Below are 14,306 nucleotides of genomic sequence, written 5' to 3'. Positions count from 1 at the left end.
CCTCATCCATTCCCTGAGGTCGACGCGGATGAACTGTCCTGATACGGGGAGCCGGCGGTGACGTTGTCGCCGCGGTTGGCGTTGGGGCGTGGTTGCCGCGCCGGCAGGTCGCCGTACTTCGCCCGCACCAGCGACTCGTGGGTCGGCGCGTCGGCAGAATCGGGATCCTTGCGGGACTGGAGTTCCTTGCGCAGCACCGGGATGACTTCCGCGCCGAGCAGGTCGAGCTGGTTCAGCACCGTCTTCAGGGGCAGACCGGCGTGGTCGATCAGGAACAGCTGTCGCTGGTAGTCGCCGAACGTGTCATGGAAAGTCAGTGTCTTGTCGATCACTTCCTGCGGACTGCCGACCGTCAGCGGGGTCCTCTTGCTGAAGTCCTCCAGCGACGGGCCGTGACCATACACCGGCGCCTCGTCGAAGTAGGGGCGGAACTCCCTGTACGCGTCTTGCGAGCGCTTGGCGAGGTACGCCTGGCCGCCGAGGCCCACGATGGCCTGCTTCTTGGTGCCGTGACCGTGGTGCTCGAAGCGCTCACGGTAGAAATCGATCAGTTGCAGCGAGTGCTCAGTAGGCCAGAAGATGTGGTTGGCGAAGAAGCCGTTTCCATAGAATGCTGCCTGCTCAGCGATCTCGGGTGTGCGGATGGACCCGTGCCACACGAACGGCGGCACATCATCCAACGGGCGCGGGGTCGAAGTGAAGCCCCGCAACGCTGATCGGAACCTGCCCTCCCAGTCGACGACGTCCTGACGCCAGAGTTGGTGCAGCAGATCGTAATTCTCCAAGGCCAACGGCAGCCCCTGCCGGATGTCCTTGCCGAACCACGGATACACCGGTGCGGTGTTGCCGCGCCCGACCATCAGATCCATCCGGCCCTTGGAAATGTGCTGGAGCATTGCGTACTCCTCGGCGATCCGGACCGGGTCGTTCGTGGTGATCAGAGTGGTCGAGGTGGTGACGACCAGTCGCTTCGTCGTCGCCGCAACGGCAGCCAGCAGCGTCGTGGGGGAGGACGAGAAGAACGGTGGGTTGTGGTGCTCGCCGATCGCGAACACGTCCATGCCGATCTCTTCGGTCTTCGCCGCGATCCTCAAGATCGCGTCGATCCGCTCCGCCTCACTCGGCGTCACGCCCGAGACCGGGTCGCAAGTGATGTCACTTACCGAGAAGGCTCCGAATTGCATCATGGCCCCTGTCCACCGCCGGCGAGGCGACTAGTTGGATGCGTTTGCATCTACCGTCAAGGCTTTGTCGGGTTGGTTTATTCCCCACCGGGTTCCACGTATGAAACGCGGTGTGGACGCGTGGTTTCGCGCTCTGCGATGGGACGCGAACAGATGCGGGGATACACACAGAAAGCAGCTCGGCCGGTGCGATGTCGACCAATTCCGCACCGGATCCACACAGATCGTGGTGTCACCACCGAATGTCGCCCCCGGACAAGTCGATCTCCCTTACGTTGTGACCGTGCCTGCCGGACAAGCGAGACAGAAGACAAGCGGGACAGAAGATGAAAATCAGCGACTCGGTCGACTCCGAACCGCACAAGCGGCGCTGCGACCGACAGGGCGCCCAGTTCAGGCCGGCCCAGCAACCGAAAGGCTGACATGACCCATTCCTTGGCCGGCGGCGGATGGCCGTCATTGCGCGTTGACGCCTGGGAGCCGGCGCGCCGAACGCTGCATATGTGGACCCAGGTCGTCGGTAAAGTCCGGTTGGCCTACGCCCCGATGCTGAATCACTGGTGGCAGGTGCCGTTGTACGTTTCACCGCGGGGGCTGACGACATCGGCGGTCCCGATGGGCGCGCGGGTCTTCGACATGGAGTTCGACTTCGTCGACCACGTGCTTTCGGTGCGGGTCAGCGACGGTGGCGCCGAGTCGATGGACTTGCGCGACAAATCAGTGGCACAATTTCACGACGAAACGATGGCAATGCTCGGCCGGCTCGGTATACCGGTGAGGATCTCGACCCGACCCAACGAAGTGGATCCCGCCATACCCTTCGCTGAGGACGAGCAGGCAGGCTACGACCCCGCCGCCGTCAGCGCATTTTGGCAACAGTTGGTGCAAGCCGTCCGGGTGATCAATGAGTTCCGTTCCCGGTTCATCGGCAAGGTCAGTCCCGTTCATTTCTTCTGGGGTTCATTTGATTTGGCCTGCAGCCGGTTCTCCGGTCGTCTCGCGCCGCGTCACCCCGGAGGCGCGCCCAACTGTGCCGACTGGGTGATGGTGGAGGGCTATTCACACGAACTGAGCAGTTGCGGATTCTGGCCAGGTGGCGGAGAGGAAGGCGCGTTCTATTCGTACGCCTATCCTGAGCCCGACGGCTACGCTGAGTTCGCCGGCCGTCCCGATGGAGCCTTTTACGAGACCGGACTACGCCAGTACCTGCTTCCGTATGAGACTGCGCGCGCGGCAAAGGACCCGGATCAGTGCGTGCTGGACTTCCTCGAGTTCACCTACGGTGCGGCTGCCGATCTGGCGGGCTGGGACCGTGATGCGCTGGAGACCGACCCGAACCGCTGGTCGACAAGGTGAGGTTGTTCACCACGATTGTGCGGCAATGAGGCTGTGGGACATCGAAATGCGGTCTTCAGTGCGTACGCGATCAGCTCGCGTGGGGTGAGGATCCCGCCCCCCAATGCACGTCGCCGCGCTTGATTTGGCGGCCGTAGCGCCGCCGTTCCCATCTGAACCCGGTCCTCGGTCAGGCAGACGAAGTCGTTTACTCAACAGGTCCCGCCCCTGACCCCCGGTGTCGCAACGACGACGCCCTGCTCGGCAAGCCGGGGCAGTGGCTCGAGCAATTCGGCGAGGACTGCGTCGTGCACGTCTGCGGTCGAGCCAACGCCGAGGCATTCAAGAGCGCATCTGCTCGAGGAAGGCGTTCGGTGGCCCGGGCAGAGCCTCCTTCGCCATGCGGGCATCTGAGTCGACGAGAACCTCGATTTCGTCGTGTTCCAATCCGTCCAGCGTTGCCCGTGCCACCTCGTCAGAGCTGATTTTCGGCCCGTTGTAACCCGAGGAGAAATCGGTGTCGACCGCTCCGAAGTGAACACCTTGCACCAGCACCCCGGCCGGTGCGAGTTCCATCCGGAGAGCGTTGGTGATGCTCCACGCGGCAGCTTTCGAGGCGCAGTACGCACCATTGTTCGGCGCGGAGAACCAGGCGGCGGCCGAGAGCACGTTGACGACGGCGCCCTGCTGGGATCTCAGTGTCGGAGCGAAGGCCCTGGTCATCTCCAATACGCCGAATACGTTCGTGTCAAACTGCTGTCGCATGGTGGCGAGCGATCCGTCGAGGAGCGAATCGAACGCGACGATGCCGGCATTGTTCACCAGAACCGAGGCGTCGGTAGCTATCCGTGCGGCCCGTGCGACCTCGTCCGAGTCGGTGACGTCCAACCTCACGATCTCGATGCGTGGATCCTGCGATAGCTGCCGGTCAACCGACTGGGCATCACGTACGCCTGCGTAGATCTTCTTGACGTTGCGGACCAGGAGTTCCGATATGAAGGCTCGCCCTATCCCTCGGTTGGCTCCGGTGACGAACACGATCTGATCGCTGACTTTCACTGTTCTCCTCTACTACGAACACCCTGCTGTGCAGGCTGACCGCAACGCTAGGACCTAACATGGGTGTCAGATTCAACCCCGAAAGTAGATCGGTTCATATGCGCATCGGAGATCTCGCCCACACGACGGGTGTCAGCGTGCGATCGCTGCGCTACTACGAGCAGCAAGAGCTCCTGACCTCAGACCGCACGGTGGGTGGACACCGCTTCTACGAAGAAGGCGCGGCTGATCGGGTCCGGCTGATTCAGCACCTCTACGCCGCGGGACTGTCGAGTCAGGCAATCGTGGCCCTGCTGCCCTGCGAGTCCACCAAGGAAGTCACCGCCGACATGCTCGACGTGGTACGTCATCAACTAGCGCGAATCGAGTTGCGCATCGAACAACTGACCGCGGCCAGAGAGAATCTCGGCACCATCCTCGGCACCATGGAAGCCGCCACCCGAGCTTCGAAACCTGAACACTGAGCACAGACACGCTCCTGGAATGTGTCGGAGGCTATCGAAATGCCCTCTGGCAGTTGACATGCAAACATGAGTTTTGACCCACGAGTATGCGATGCGCTGTGGAGGCATCGGGACCCGTAGCGTGGGAGCATGACCTCGAGGAGCCCCGGTCTGATATCGCACTCCATCTCCATCGAGCTGTTCAGCGGACTTGCTGAGCTCGAGGACACCGGCCGCGGCTGGCTTCCGCACCGCCTGCCGCCTGCCGCTCGTGCGCGATGCGACGACCCACAGCTGTTGAGTGCCGAAGCCCAGCCGTCGGGCGTGCGGCTGGCAGTGCGCACGGCCGCGACCGTGATCGAACTCGACCTACTGCGAACGCGGGTTGTGCTGAAGGGGGTGCCGCCACGTGCTGACGGTGCCGTGGATCTGCTGATCGACGGTCGGCGGGTCCAGCACGCGACGGTGTACGGCGGTGATCTGGTGGGTATCGACCCGTCGACCGGTGCGAGCGAGACAGAACCGGGAGAGGTGGCGACCCTGCGCTTCGACGGGCTGACCCCGCAGGACAAGACGCTCGAGGTCTGGTTGCCGCATTACGAGCGAACAGAACTGGTGGGCTTGCGCACCGATGCGCCAATCGCGCCCGTGCGGACCAACCGGCCCACCTGGGTTCACCACGGCAGCTCGATCAGCCAGGGATCGAACGCGGACACCCCCAGCACCACCTGGCCCGCGTTGGCGGCCGCGGCCGCGAATTTCGACCTGGTGAACCTGGGTTTTTCCGGCAGCGCCATGCTGGATCCGTTCGTGGCCAGGGCGATTCGCGATCGCCCCGCCGAACTGATCAGCGTGAAGATCGGTATCAACCTGGTGAACTCGGACTTGATGCGCCAGCGCGCGTTCGGACCCGCCGTGCACGGGTTCCTCGACACCATCCGCGACGGGCACCCGACAACGCCACTCATCGTCATCGGACCACTCCACTGTCCCATCCACGAGTCCACCCCGGGGCCGGGAAGTTTCGATGTCGAAGCACTGGCGGCGGGCACGGTGCGTTTCGTCGCGCAGGGTGACCCGGCCGACGCCGTCGTATCGAACGCGGGGCTGCGTCGCCTCACGCTCAGCGGCATTCGCGCGCAGCTCACCGAGATCGTGTCTAGGCGACAGGCCGACGATCCGCACCTGTCCTACGTCGATGGTCTCGACCTGTACGGACCCGGTGACGAAGCGACGCATCCGCTGCCCGACAACCTGCACCCCGATGCCGCCACTCATCGACTCATCGCGGAGCGATTCGTCGCGCTTGCCGAAACAGAGCGGCCGACGGCATGAACGGCGCAGGATCGTCAGATTGACGACTGCGGGACTTTCGTCCCGCACCTGTGGGCGGCCAGCCGAAACCGGCTGCGGCCCAGCGATGGATTCCGCGCTGCTGCTGGTGCCGGCACTGTCGTGGGCAGTGGTGGCAACCGTGCCGGCCTGGAAGCTGTTTCGGTGGCGGCCCTGACGCCAGCGGCAATCGCGTGGGATTTCGCAAAACGCCATCCCAGGAGCTAGCAAGGTTCGGTGAGCCCTGGCTGGCGCGCACGCGCACCGATCGGGGTTGCATGATCCAGCGCGGCACGCCTCACCGCCCGCACAGCTTGGCGGCCACGCCCTCCCACGCATCGCCCAGTTCGTCGAGCGTGGCGCCCTCGGTCAGGCGGTGTTCGATGTAGTCGGCGTCGAGCAGGGCGGTGAGCGCGGTGGTCTGCGCGTCGAGGTCGCCGGTGGTGCCGGCCGACTCCAGGAGCATGCGGACGTGCGCGTGGTGCAGCGTGGCGGGCGCGCTGAACCGCGTCTGCGGATCGCGTCCGGCATCGGACAGCAGCGCGTGATGGTCGTGGACGAAGGCCAACCGGGCACGTCCGTACGCCACCAGGCGTTCCAGCGGCGGGGCGCCGGGCCCGAGCGGCGGCGGCCCGAACATGAAGGCCTGCTGCTGGGCTTTCTCGTTCTCGTCGAGAAGCACCACCATCAGTCCGGCCCGGCTGCCGAAGCGACGGAACAGCGTGCCTTTGCCGACTCCGGCGGCCGCGGCGATGTCGTCGGTGCTCACCGCCCCCGCGCCGCGTTCCTCGATGAGCCTGCGGGCCGCCTCCAGCAACAGCACGCGGTTGCGCGCGGCGTCGCCACGCTCCTGCGGCGCATCGGTCACCGGGAGTGGGGCGAACCGGTCGGGGGCGCTCACACCTCGACTTTATCGGCTGACTGCAGGAAACACGGACCGGCCGGCGGAATGGCCCGTCGGGCGAATGGGCCCCGGTGGGTTTGCTGAACACCCTGGGGTGCCAGACGCCCCGGGTCGGCTGTCGGTGCCCGGTGGTAGACCTACCCGTAGACAGCGACACAGCCGTCGTTCGGCGCGCCGACACGCCGTGCCACGCGGCGGCCGGGAGGTTACGACCTGGGAATTCCAGAAATGTTATTCAGAACATGTTGTATCTGTCCGCTTTGTCGGCCACTAGGTGTAGTGTCTTGCTGACCGACAGGCCACCACGGTTCGGAGGCCGGGCGGAGCGCAGAATCCAGTCGGGCCGGCTTTCCGGCCCGCGGAGACGCACCCCGGCCGACCAGGAATTTCTGGAGCCTGCGGGCCGCTGAACATGACAGCGGCATGCAGTGCCGAACCCGTTGCCAGCTCGATTAGATTTCACCACCGCCGTTCGTGTAAGGAGCCGTACCGCCGATGACCGTCACCGTCTACACCAAGCCCGCATGCGTGCAGTGCAATGCCACCTACAAGGCGCTGGACAAGCAGGGCATCGACTACGAGATCGTCGACATCAGCCTCGACAGCGAGGCGCGTGACTACGTCATGGCGCTGGGTTACCTGCAGGCTCCGGTCGTGGTGGCCGGTAACGACCACTGGGCGGGTTTCCGTCCGGACCGCATCAAGGCGCTCTCCGGCGCGGTGGCCGCCAGCGCCTGACGGGTGCGCGGTCAGCGGAGGTCTAACAATGGGCAACATCGTGTACTTCTCCAGCGTCTCGGAGAACACGCACCGCTTTGTCGAGAAGCTGGAACTGCCCGCCCTCCGCATTCCGTTGCGTGACCGCATCGAGGTCACTGAGCCCTACGTGTTGGTGCTGCCCACCTACGGCGGTGGGCACGCGAACGGGCCCGATCTCAGTGACAAAGCGGGAGCCGGGGGCTACGTCCCCAAACAGGTCATCGCGTTCCTCAACAACGAACACAACCGGTCGTTGATCCGCGGTGTCATCGCCGCGGGCAACACCAACTTCGGCGCCGAGTTCGGCTATGCGGGTGACGTGGTGTCCCGTAAGTGCGGCGTGCCGTATCTCTACCGCTTCGAATTGATGGGGACCGTCGACGACGTCCTCGCCGTCCGCGCCGGTCTGGCGAAGTTTTGGAAGGAACAGACGTGTCACCAACCGCCACAGCTGCAGAGCCTGTAACCACCGGCGCGCACGCGCTACCCGGGGAGACCGACTACCACGCGCTCAACGCGATGCTGAACCTGTACGACAAGGACGGCAGGATTCAGTTCGACAAGGACGTGCTCGCCGCGCGCGAGTACTTCCTGCAGCACGTCAACCAGAACACGGTGTTCTTCCACAACCAGGACGAGAAGCTCGACTACCTGATTCAGAAGGACTACTACGAACGCGAGGTCCTCGACCAGTACTCGCGCAACTTCGTCAAGACGCTGCTCGACCGCGCGTATGCCAAGAAGTTCCGCTTCCCGACCTTCCTCGGGGCGTTCAAGTACTACACCTCCTACACGCTCAAGACGTTCGACGGGAAGCGTTACCTGGAGCGTTTCGAGGACCGCGTGGTGATGGTGGCCCTGACGCTGGCCGCAGGCGACACCACGCTCGCGGAGAAGCTGGTCGACGAGATCATCGACGGTCGCTTCCAGCCGGCAACGCCGACGTTCCTCAACTCGGGCAAAAAGCAACGGGGAGAGCCAGTGAGCTGCTTCCCAGCCGGCACTCCAATCGACACACTTGCAGGTCCGAAGGCCATCGAGACACTTCAGCCCGGTGACCGGGTGCTGTCCCACGACGGGTCTTTCGCCACCGTCGAATCTTTGATCGAGAATCCGAACAATCAACCGCTGGTATCGATCTCGCACTTCGGGCACAAAGAACCGATCTTGTGCACGCCGGAGCATCCGATCCTGGTGTGGACGACGCGCGACGTGAAAACGCTCATCGACGGGGACGGTGCCGATCCGTTCAACGGTTTCGTCTGGCTTGCTGCTAAGGACATTCACCCGACTGACTTCATCGTGACGGCCGCACCGCTGGAAGGGCGCGAGCCTCGGGTTCACGACATGATGGATCACGTTGGCGCGGGCCTCTACGAAGAGGTGGACGGCCTCGTCCGCAAGGTCAACACCGATCTGAAGCACCGCAACAAGCAGCGGCACCACATGAGTTTTGTGTCGATCAACCGCTACGTCGAGGAGTCATACGACCTCGGATTGATCCTCGGTTGGTACATCGCCGAGGGTCACGTGTCGAAGCGAGTGGGACCGGACGGTACCAAGTCGCCCAACGGCGTCCACTTCACAATCGGTACACACGAACTCGAGTACCAGCAGGAACTGGCAGCGGCGTTCAAGCGTGTCTTCGCCGCCGACCTCGTCGCCCACCAGAGCGTGTCCGACCAATCGGTGCGAATGGTGTGTAACAGCAAGGTCATTGCATCGTTGTTCCTCTCGCTTGTCGGCACGGGCTACAACTCGAAGCGGTTGTCCGCGGACGTCTTGACAGCCGACGAGGAGTTTCAGCTCGGCCTAATGGCCGGCCTGTTCCGCGGGGATGGCTGCAGCACGACCGGCGGTATGGTGCTCGACCTGGTGAACCCGGAGTTGGTTGACCAAGTTCAGCTTGTGCTGCGGCGAATCGGGATCATGTCTCGCGTCCGTCAGTACGTCAACCAAGCCGGGAATGTGACCGGACAGGTGTTCGTGCCTGGACTGCCAGGCTTCAACGAAGACTTCATCTTCGATGTCGGCAAGAACCTGCACAACTATGTGGGTCGGAAGGGTATGTCGCGAAGCACGTACCAGATCGTCCATGGGCGACACGTGTACGGAGTCCGCGAACTCAAGCGCACTTCCGAAGTTCCGGCCAAGGTGTACAACCTGCACGTCGAGGGCACGCACACCTACACCATTCGCGGCACGGTTGTGCACAATTGTTTCCTCCTTCGCATCGAGGACAACATGGAGTCGATTGGCCGCTCCATCAACTCGGCCCTGCAGCTGTCCAAACGCGGCGGTGGAGTCGCGTTGCTGCTCACCAACATCCGTGAGCACGGCGCGCCGATCAAGAACATCGAGAACCAGTCATCGGGTGTCATCCCGATCATGAAGCTGCTCGAGGACTCGTTCTCCTACGCCAACCAGCTCGGTGCGCGCCAGGGTGCGGGTGCGGTGTACCTCCACGCCCATCACCCGGACATCTACCGGTTCCTCGACACCAAGCGCGAGAACGCCGACGAGAAGATCCGCATCAAGACGCTCTCGCTGGGTGTCGTCATTCCCGACATCACCTTCGAGCTGGCGAAGAAGAACGAGGACATGTACCTGTTCTCGCCCTACGACGTCGAGCGCGTGTACGGGCTGCCCTTCGCCGACATCTCGGTGACCGAGAAGTACTACGAGATGGTCGACGACTCGCGGATCCGCAAGACGAAGATCAAGGCCCGGGAGTTCTTCCAGACACTCGCCGAGCTGCAGTTCGAATCGGGCTACCCGTACATCATGTACGAGGACACGGTGAACCGGTCGAACCCGATCGACGGCAAGATCACGCACTCCAATTTGTGCTCGGAGATCCTGCAGGTTTCCACGCCGTCGGAGTTCAACGACGACCTGTCGTACGCGAAGGTCGGCAAGGACATCTCGTGCAACCTGGGGTCGATGAACATCGCCAAGGCGATGGATTCGCCGGACTTCGCGCAGACCATCGAGGTGGCCATCCGCGGCCTGACCGCGGTGAGTGATCAGACGTCGATCACCTCCGTGCCGTCGATCGAGCAGGGCAACAACGACTCCCACGCGATCGGCCTCGGTCAGATGAACCTGCACGGGTACCTGGCCCGTGAGCGGATTCTCTATGGCTCCGAAGAGGGTGTGGACTTCACCAACATCTACTTCTACACGGTGCTCTACCATGCGCTGCGGGCGTCGAATCGCATTGCGATCGAACGTGGTTCGCGCTTCAAGGGGTTCGAGCGCTCGAAGTACGCCTCGGGTGAGTTCTTCGACAAGTACACCGAGCAGCCCTGGGAACCGAAGACCGAACGGGTCGGGCAGTTGTTCGCCGACGCGGGTATCCGCATCCCGAACCAGGACGACTGGCGGCGGCTCAAGGAGTCGGTGCAGACCCACGGTATCTACAACCAGAACCTGCAGGCCGTGCCGCCGACGGGGTCGATCTCCTACATCAACCACTCGACCAGCTCGATCCACCCGGTGGCGAGCAAGATCGAGATCCGCAAGGAAGGCAAGATCGGCCGCGTCTACTACCCGGCGCCGTACCTGACGAACGACAACCTGGAGTACTACCAGGACGCGTACGAGATCGGCTACGAGAAGATCATCGACACGTACGCGGCGGCGACGCAGCACGTCGATCAGGGGCTGAGCCTGACGCTGTTCTTCAAGGACACCGCGACGACGCGCGACGTCAACAAGGCGCAAATCTACGCCTGGCGCAAGGGCATCAAGACGCTGTACTACATCCGGCTGCGCCAAATGGCTTTGGCAGGCACTGAGGTGGAAAATTGCGTCAGCTGCATGTTGTAGCGATTGGTAGCTGATAGGGCGCCATGTCGTGACTGACGAAACTCCGGCCGGAGGCGTGATCTATGGGGTCAGGTTCCTGCCGGAGTTTGTCTATCGGTACGTCGGTCTGACAACGAAAACCGCGGAGATTCGTCTCCGGCAGCACTTCAAGATCGCCCGGTCGGGCAGGAAGACGCCTTTCTACGATTGGCTTCGAGTACACGATGGCGAGGACATCGTCGCCGATGTACTGGAGGTCTTCGACGGCCTCGAAGAACTAGGGCAGGCGGAGATTACCTGGATCGAGCGGCTCTGGAAGGAAGGCCATCCGCTGCTCAATCTGTCCCAGGGGGCCTGGGGCCGACTGGTATCGAATGGACGGCGGAGATGCGGGACGCCGCCAGAATCCGGTCGACGGGACGAAAAGGCGTGAGTAGATACGCTGCGGAGAACCCGTTCTACGGACGGACTCACACTGCCGAGCAGCGTGCGAAGTGGTCGAAACTTCGTAAGGGACAAAACGCGGGTCCCGCGAATCCCAATTTCGGCAAGTTCGGGGCAAGTCATCCGAGCTTCGGTCGTGTCATATCCGAACAAGCCCGTGCGCATCTGGCAGAACTAAGGCGCGGCGCCGCCAATCCGAATTACGGGCGCGAGGCCAGTGATGAGACCCGCGCCAAGATGTCGGCAGTGCGGAAGGGACGACCAATGCCGTCGAGTAGACGCAGTGCGCATACGAGGCATCACACCAATCGAGGCATAAAGAAAGACACGTGCCGGTACTGCATCGAAGACACGGATCAGGACGGCCTACCTTCCTCGGATACCTTGTAGCGGATGATATTCCGATGTCGACAACCGTCGAGGCCATTCTCATCACCGCGATGGTGCTCGGGATCGTCGTGGCGCTGTTCGCCCTGATCTACATCTGGGAGAAGTGGGGCAAGGGTTCTCGACTCGAGCGGCGCGTCGACCGATTCTTCGATCGCCTCAGCGACCTGTTCGACCGCTAGCCGTGTTGGTACGCGAAGCGTCGTCTTATCGCGGGTAGGTCGGGGAAGCGATGAGTGCGCGCGCCGAGCACGGTCTGCATTCGCGACGGCATCGTGTACCAGGATTCCGAGGACCCACCGGAAGGCACCCGACATGCACACACCGATCTTCGTCAACCTGCCCGTCGCCGACGTTGACCGATCGCGGGCGTTGTTTACCGAGCTCGGGTACAGCTTCAACGAGGCGTTCTGTAACGATAAGACGATCGTTGTCGTGCTGGCAGACAACCTATTCGCCATGCTGATGCAGCGCGACTCTTCGATTCCTTCCACCCGGTGCAGACCGCGGATGCGGCCAAGGTGAAGGAGTGCGTGATCTGCCTCGGCGTCGACAGCAGAACCGCGGTGGACGCCCTGGTGGATCGCGCCATCGCCGCGGGCAGTACGGCGGGCGACTCCGAGGACGAAGGGTTCATGTACGGCCGCAGCTACAACGACCCGGACGGCCACTCCTGGCAGATCTTCTGGTTCGACCCGGCAGCCGTGGCGGACGACGAGATCAGCTCTCGCGGGCCTGCTCCGCACGCAGGGCCTTCTGGCGCCGCTGCTCGCGGAGCACCGTCTGGTAGCTCTCGCGTTCGGCGACCAGCCATTCGGGCTTCTCCTCGAGCAGCTGATCGATCTGCTCGGTGGTGAGCGCGTCCTCGACACCGCCCCGCGCGAGGCCGGCGATCGAGACGCCCAGCCTGGCTGCCACGAGGTTCTTCGGGTGCGGCCCGTTCTTGCGGAGGTCCTTGAGCCACTGCGGCGGATCCGCCTGCAGGGCGGCGAGCTCAGTGCGGGTGATCGGGTTCTCCTGGAACTCCGCGGGCGTCGCGGGCAAGTACACGTCCAGCTTCTTCGCCGCCGTGGCGGGTTTCATGGACTGCGCGTTCGGCCTGCTCATGGCTTTAGTTTATCGATGAGGCCCAGCGGTAGCCTGAGGCGGTGACCCCGCCCTCGCTCACCCTCGGTTACGTCCCCGGTGGGACGCCCGCGAAGTGGGCCAGGAACTGGGCGGAGCGCCACCCCGAGGTCCCGCTGCGGTTGCGCGCCGTCGCCGTGGCCGACGCGGCCGCCGCCGTGCGGGCGGGCAGCGTCGACGTGGCGCTGCTCCGGCTGCCGGCCGACACGTCTGGGCTGGCCGTCATCCCCCTCTACGAGGAGGCGACGGTGGTCGTGGTGCCGACCGATCACGTGCTCAGTGCCGTCGACGAGATCAGTGCCGCCGACCTCGACGGCGAGCCGGTGCTGCTCCCACTCGATGACGTCGTCGCCTGGGCGGGCGCTCCCGGCACCCCGGTCGATCACCGACCCGAGAGCACTGAGGACGCAATGGAACTCGTCGCCGCAGGGGTCGGCGCGCTCATCGTTCCACAGTCGCTGGCGCGGCTGTATCACCGCAAGGACCTCACGTACCGCCCGATCACCGACGCTCCGACTTGTTCCGTGGCGCTGGCCTTCCCCGAGGGGCGGCAGTCGGTGCTGCTCGAGGAGTTCATCGGGATCGTGCGGGGCCGCAAACCCGGATCGTCACGGGGACAGGCCCCGTCGGTACCGAAACGCACCGCACGGGAGAAGACCCTCGCGAAGCAGGCCGCCCGCGCCGCGACGGGTAAGGGCGCCCGCAAACCGGGGCGGGCCGAGCGCGGTCGCCGCTGACGCCCTCAGCGCACGTGATCCGACCAGAAAGCGACGGTCGACACTGAGGTCGGTTGCGGGACAGGCGCTTCGGGCGCAGACAGCCTGTTGACGTAGTCGAGCAGGTCGTCGGCGATGACGCGGATTTCGGCCTGGTAGATCGACAGCACGGGATGTCCAGAGGAGCCGTGACCGGCGGGCAGGTAGCACTGCGAGTGCACCGGGACCATCCGCGGCACGCGGGCCAACTGGTAAACCGCGCTGCGCAACGCGTCCTTCATGCGGGCCGGCCGCCGACCCCACGCGTCGTCCCAGAACTGCTTCCACTCCACGGCGAACAGAATGCCGTCCACCGGTAGCCGCAGATGCTTGTCGAGGCTTCTGCGGCCGTCGGCGCGCCAGTTCGGCCAGGCCTCGCCGACCGGCAACGCAGTAGTCAGGAAATCCCGGTGATCGTCGGCGAACGCGAATCCGTACGACGACTCGATGTGCGCGACCTCGTCGTCGGACAGGCCGGGCGCCATCGGCACCACGCCGAGGGCTGCGAGGCGTGTCGCGGCGTCAGCGCCGAGTCGGGACATGCCGACAGGCTATGGCCGGTCGAGTGTGCGTCCCGATACGCCGGCACTGGCGTGTCGCGTATGAAACCGCACAACCGCGATGGGCGGCGAGAGTGCGATTCAGCGCTGACCGGCGATCCTCGGCGAGATTGGCTGAAACGTTTCAGGATGCTCGTCGTTTCCACTATCGTCTGCCGGGGAAACCGGCGGCCTGTGTGCTCGATCACAGTGAGCCCACAGGTTCGGTA

The 14,306-nt window shown here is 63.9% G+C and carries 14 protein-coding genes and 3 pseudogenes; 12 read left to right on the top strand and 5 right to left on the bottom strand.

Translation table 11 applies throughout. From position 1 onward, the window contains the following. Positions 1-2: 2 nt before the first annotated feature. Entirely contained in the window at positions 3-1,184 is a 1,182-nt protein-coding gene (locus I7X18_RS19105) for an LLM class flavin-dependent oxidoreductase (protein WP_193044003.1), read from the bottom strand. A gap of 423 nt (positions 1,185-1,607) precedes the next feature. Here I7X18_RS19105 and I7X18_RS19100 point away from each other — a divergent pair, with 423 nt between their 5' ends. Further along, positions 1,608-2,540, top strand: a complete 933-nt coding sequence (locus tag I7X18_RS19100; RefSeq protein WP_193043594.1) for a DUF5996 family protein — start codon at positions 1,608-1,610, stop codon at positions 2,538-2,540. Between the two features lie 321 nt (positions 2,541-2,861). Here the strand turns inward: I7X18_RS19100 and I7X18_RS19095 are convergent, their stop codons facing one another. After that, the gene (locus tag I7X18_RS19095) at positions 2,862-3,578 is read right to left on the bottom strand and encodes an SDR family oxidoreductase (RefSeq protein ID WP_193043593.1); all 717 of its coding nucleotides are present in this window, start codon (positions 3,576-3,578) and stop codon (positions 2,862-2,864) included. Between the two features lie 137 nt (positions 3,579-3,715). Here I7X18_RS19095 and I7X18_RS19090 point away from each other — a divergent pair, with 137 nt between their 5' ends. Together I7X18_RS19090 and I7X18_RS19085 are read left to right on the top strand one after the other, a co-directional pair. After that, positions 3,716-4,042 (top strand): MerR family transcriptional regulator, encoded by a 327-nt coding sequence (locus I7X18_RS19090; protein ID WP_332522605.1) that lies wholly within the window; start codon positions 3,716-3,718, stop codon positions 4,040-4,042. Between the two features lie 129 nt (positions 4,043-4,171). After that, positions 4,172-5,356: an SGNH/GDSL hydrolase family protein gene (locus tag I7X18_RS19085; protein WP_193043591.1), complete on the top strand. Its 1,185-nt coding sequence runs from the start codon at positions 4,172-4,174 to the stop codon at positions 5,354-5,356. A 295-nt stretch (positions 5,357-5,651) separates the two neighbouring features. Here I7X18_RS19085 and I7X18_RS19080 read toward each other — a convergent pair whose 3' ends face one another. Further along, positions 5,652-6,254 (bottom strand): TetR/AcrR family transcriptional regulator, encoded by a 603-nt coding sequence (locus I7X18_RS19080; RefSeq protein ID WP_193043590.1) that lies wholly within the window; start codon positions 6,252-6,254, stop codon positions 5,652-5,654. Positions 6,255-6,752: 498 nt separating this feature from the next. Between I7X18_RS19080 and I7X18_RS19075 the strand changes: the two genes are divergently transcribed. The 8 genes and pseudogenes from I7X18_RS19075 (at position 6,753) to I7X18_RS29670 (ending at position 12,182) form a co-directional block, all read left to right on the top strand. Then, positions 6,753-6,995 (top strand): redoxin NrdH, encoded by a 243-nt coding sequence (locus I7X18_RS19075; protein ID WP_193043589.1) that lies wholly within the window; start codon positions 6,753-6,755, stop codon positions 6,993-6,995. Between the two features lie 28 nt (positions 6,996-7,023). After that, the gene (gene nrdI / locus I7X18_RS19070; protein ID WP_193043588.1) at positions 7,024-7,482 is read left to right on the top strand and encodes a class Ib ribonucleoside-diphosphate reductase assembly flavoprotein NrdI; all 459 of its coding nucleotides are present in this window, start codon (positions 7,024-7,026) and stop codon (positions 7,480-7,482) included. Beyond that, positions 7,449-8,009 (top strand): annotated as a pseudogene (locus I7X18_RS29995) (ribonucleotide reductase N-terminal alpha domain-containing protein); the annotation flags it as partial. The gene nrdI and the pseudogene I7X18_RS29995, both read left to right, overlap by 34 nt. Further along, positions 7,998-9,206, top strand: a pseudogene (locus I7X18_RS29990) (LAGLIDADG family homing endonuclease); the annotation flags it as partial. The pseudogenes I7X18_RS29995 and I7X18_RS29990, both read left to right, overlap by 12 nt. A 24-nt stretch (positions 9,207-9,230) precedes the next feature. Beyond that, a pseudogene (gene nrdE / locus I7X18_RS29985) lies at positions 9,231-10,847 on the top strand (class 1b ribonucleoside-diphosphate reductase subunit alpha); the annotation flags it as partial. Positions 10,848-10,875: 28 nt separating this feature from the next. Next, a complete protein-coding gene (locus I7X18_RS29675) occupies positions 10,876-11,259 on the top strand; it encodes a GIY-YIG nuclease family protein (protein ID WP_226862597.1) in 384 nt (127 codons plus the stop codon). A 415-nt stretch (positions 11,260-11,674) separates the two neighbouring features. After that, positions 11,675-11,839, top strand: a complete 165-nt coding sequence (locus I7X18_RS19055; protein ID WP_193043586.1) for a hypothetical protein — start codon at positions 11,675-11,677, stop codon at positions 11,837-11,839. A gap of 133 nt (positions 11,840-11,972) precedes the next feature. Beyond that, the gene (locus I7X18_RS29670; protein WP_226862595.1) at positions 11,973-12,182 is read left to right on the top strand and encodes a VOC family protein; all 210 of its coding nucleotides are present in this window, start codon (positions 11,973-11,975) and stop codon (positions 12,180-12,182) included. A gap of 195 nt (positions 12,183-12,377) precedes the next feature. Here the strand turns inward: I7X18_RS29670 and I7X18_RS19045 are convergent, their stop codons facing one another. Then, complete coding sequence (locus I7X18_RS19045; RefSeq protein ID WP_193043585.1) at positions 12,378-12,764, bottom strand: DUF5997 family protein; 387 nt, start codon at positions 12,762-12,764, stop codon at positions 12,378-12,380. A 41-nt stretch (positions 12,765-12,805) separates the two neighbouring features. Here I7X18_RS19045 and I7X18_RS19040 point away from each other — a divergent pair, with 41 nt between their 5' ends. After that, positions 12,806-13,519, top strand: coding sequence for a LysR family transcriptional regulator substrate-binding protein (locus tag I7X18_RS19040; protein WP_193043584.1), 714 nt, complete (start codon positions 12,806-12,808; stop codon positions 13,517-13,519). Positions 13,520-13,524: 5 nt separating this feature from the next. Here I7X18_RS19040 and I7X18_RS19035 read toward each other — a convergent pair whose 3' ends face one another. Further along, the gene (locus tag I7X18_RS19035) at positions 13,525-14,079 is read right to left on the bottom strand and encodes a hypothetical protein (RefSeq protein WP_193043583.1); all 555 of its coding nucleotides are present in this window, start codon (positions 14,077-14,079) and stop codon (positions 13,525-13,527) included. Positions 14,080-14,306 lie beyond the last annotated feature (227 nt).

It is taken from the genome of Mycolicibacterium baixiangningiae, assembly GCF_016313185.1.
GTDB lineage: Bacteria > Actinomycetota > Actinomycetes > Mycobacteriales > Mycobacteriaceae > Mycobacterium > Mycobacterium baixiangningiae.
The sequence above is the reverse complement of the archived record's forward strand: the minus strand, read 5'-3'. Positions and strand labels throughout refer to the sequence as shown.

Coding starts and splice junctions, on each gene's coding strand:
- I7X18_RS29670 (WP_226862595.1), top strand. CDS start 11,973: ATGCACACACCGATCTTCGTCAACCTGCCCGTCGCCGACGTTGACCGA.
- I7X18_RS19100 (WP_193043594.1), top strand. CDS start 1,608: ATGACCCATTCCTTGGCCGGCGGCGGATGGCCGTCATTGCGCGTTGAC.
- I7X18_RS19055 (WP_193043586.1), top strand. CDS start 11,675: ATGTCGACAACCGTCGAGGCCATTCTCATCACCGCGATGGTGCTCGGG.
- I7X18_RS19105 (WP_193044003.1), bottom strand. CDS start 1,184: ATGCAATTCGGAGCCTTCTCGGTAAGTGACATCACTTGCGACCCGGTC.
- I7X18_RS19085 (WP_193043591.1), top strand. CDS start 4,172: ATGACCTCGAGGAGCCCCGGTCTGATATCGCACTCCATCTCCATCGAG.
- I7X18_RS19035 (WP_193043583.1), bottom strand. CDS start 14,079: ATGTCCCGACTCGGCGCTGACGCCGCGACACGCCTCGCAGCCCTCGGC.
- nrdI (WP_193043588.1), top strand. CDS start 7,024: ATGGGCAACATCGTGTACTTCTCCAGCGTCTCGGAGAACACGCACCGC.
- I7X18_RS19075 (WP_193043589.1), top strand. CDS start 6,753: ATGACCGTCACCGTCTACACCAAGCCCGCATGCGTGCAGTGCAATGCC.
- I7X18_RS19045 (WP_193043585.1), bottom strand. CDS start 12,764: ATGAGCAGGCCGAACGCGCAGTCCATGAAACCCGCCACGGCGGCGAAG.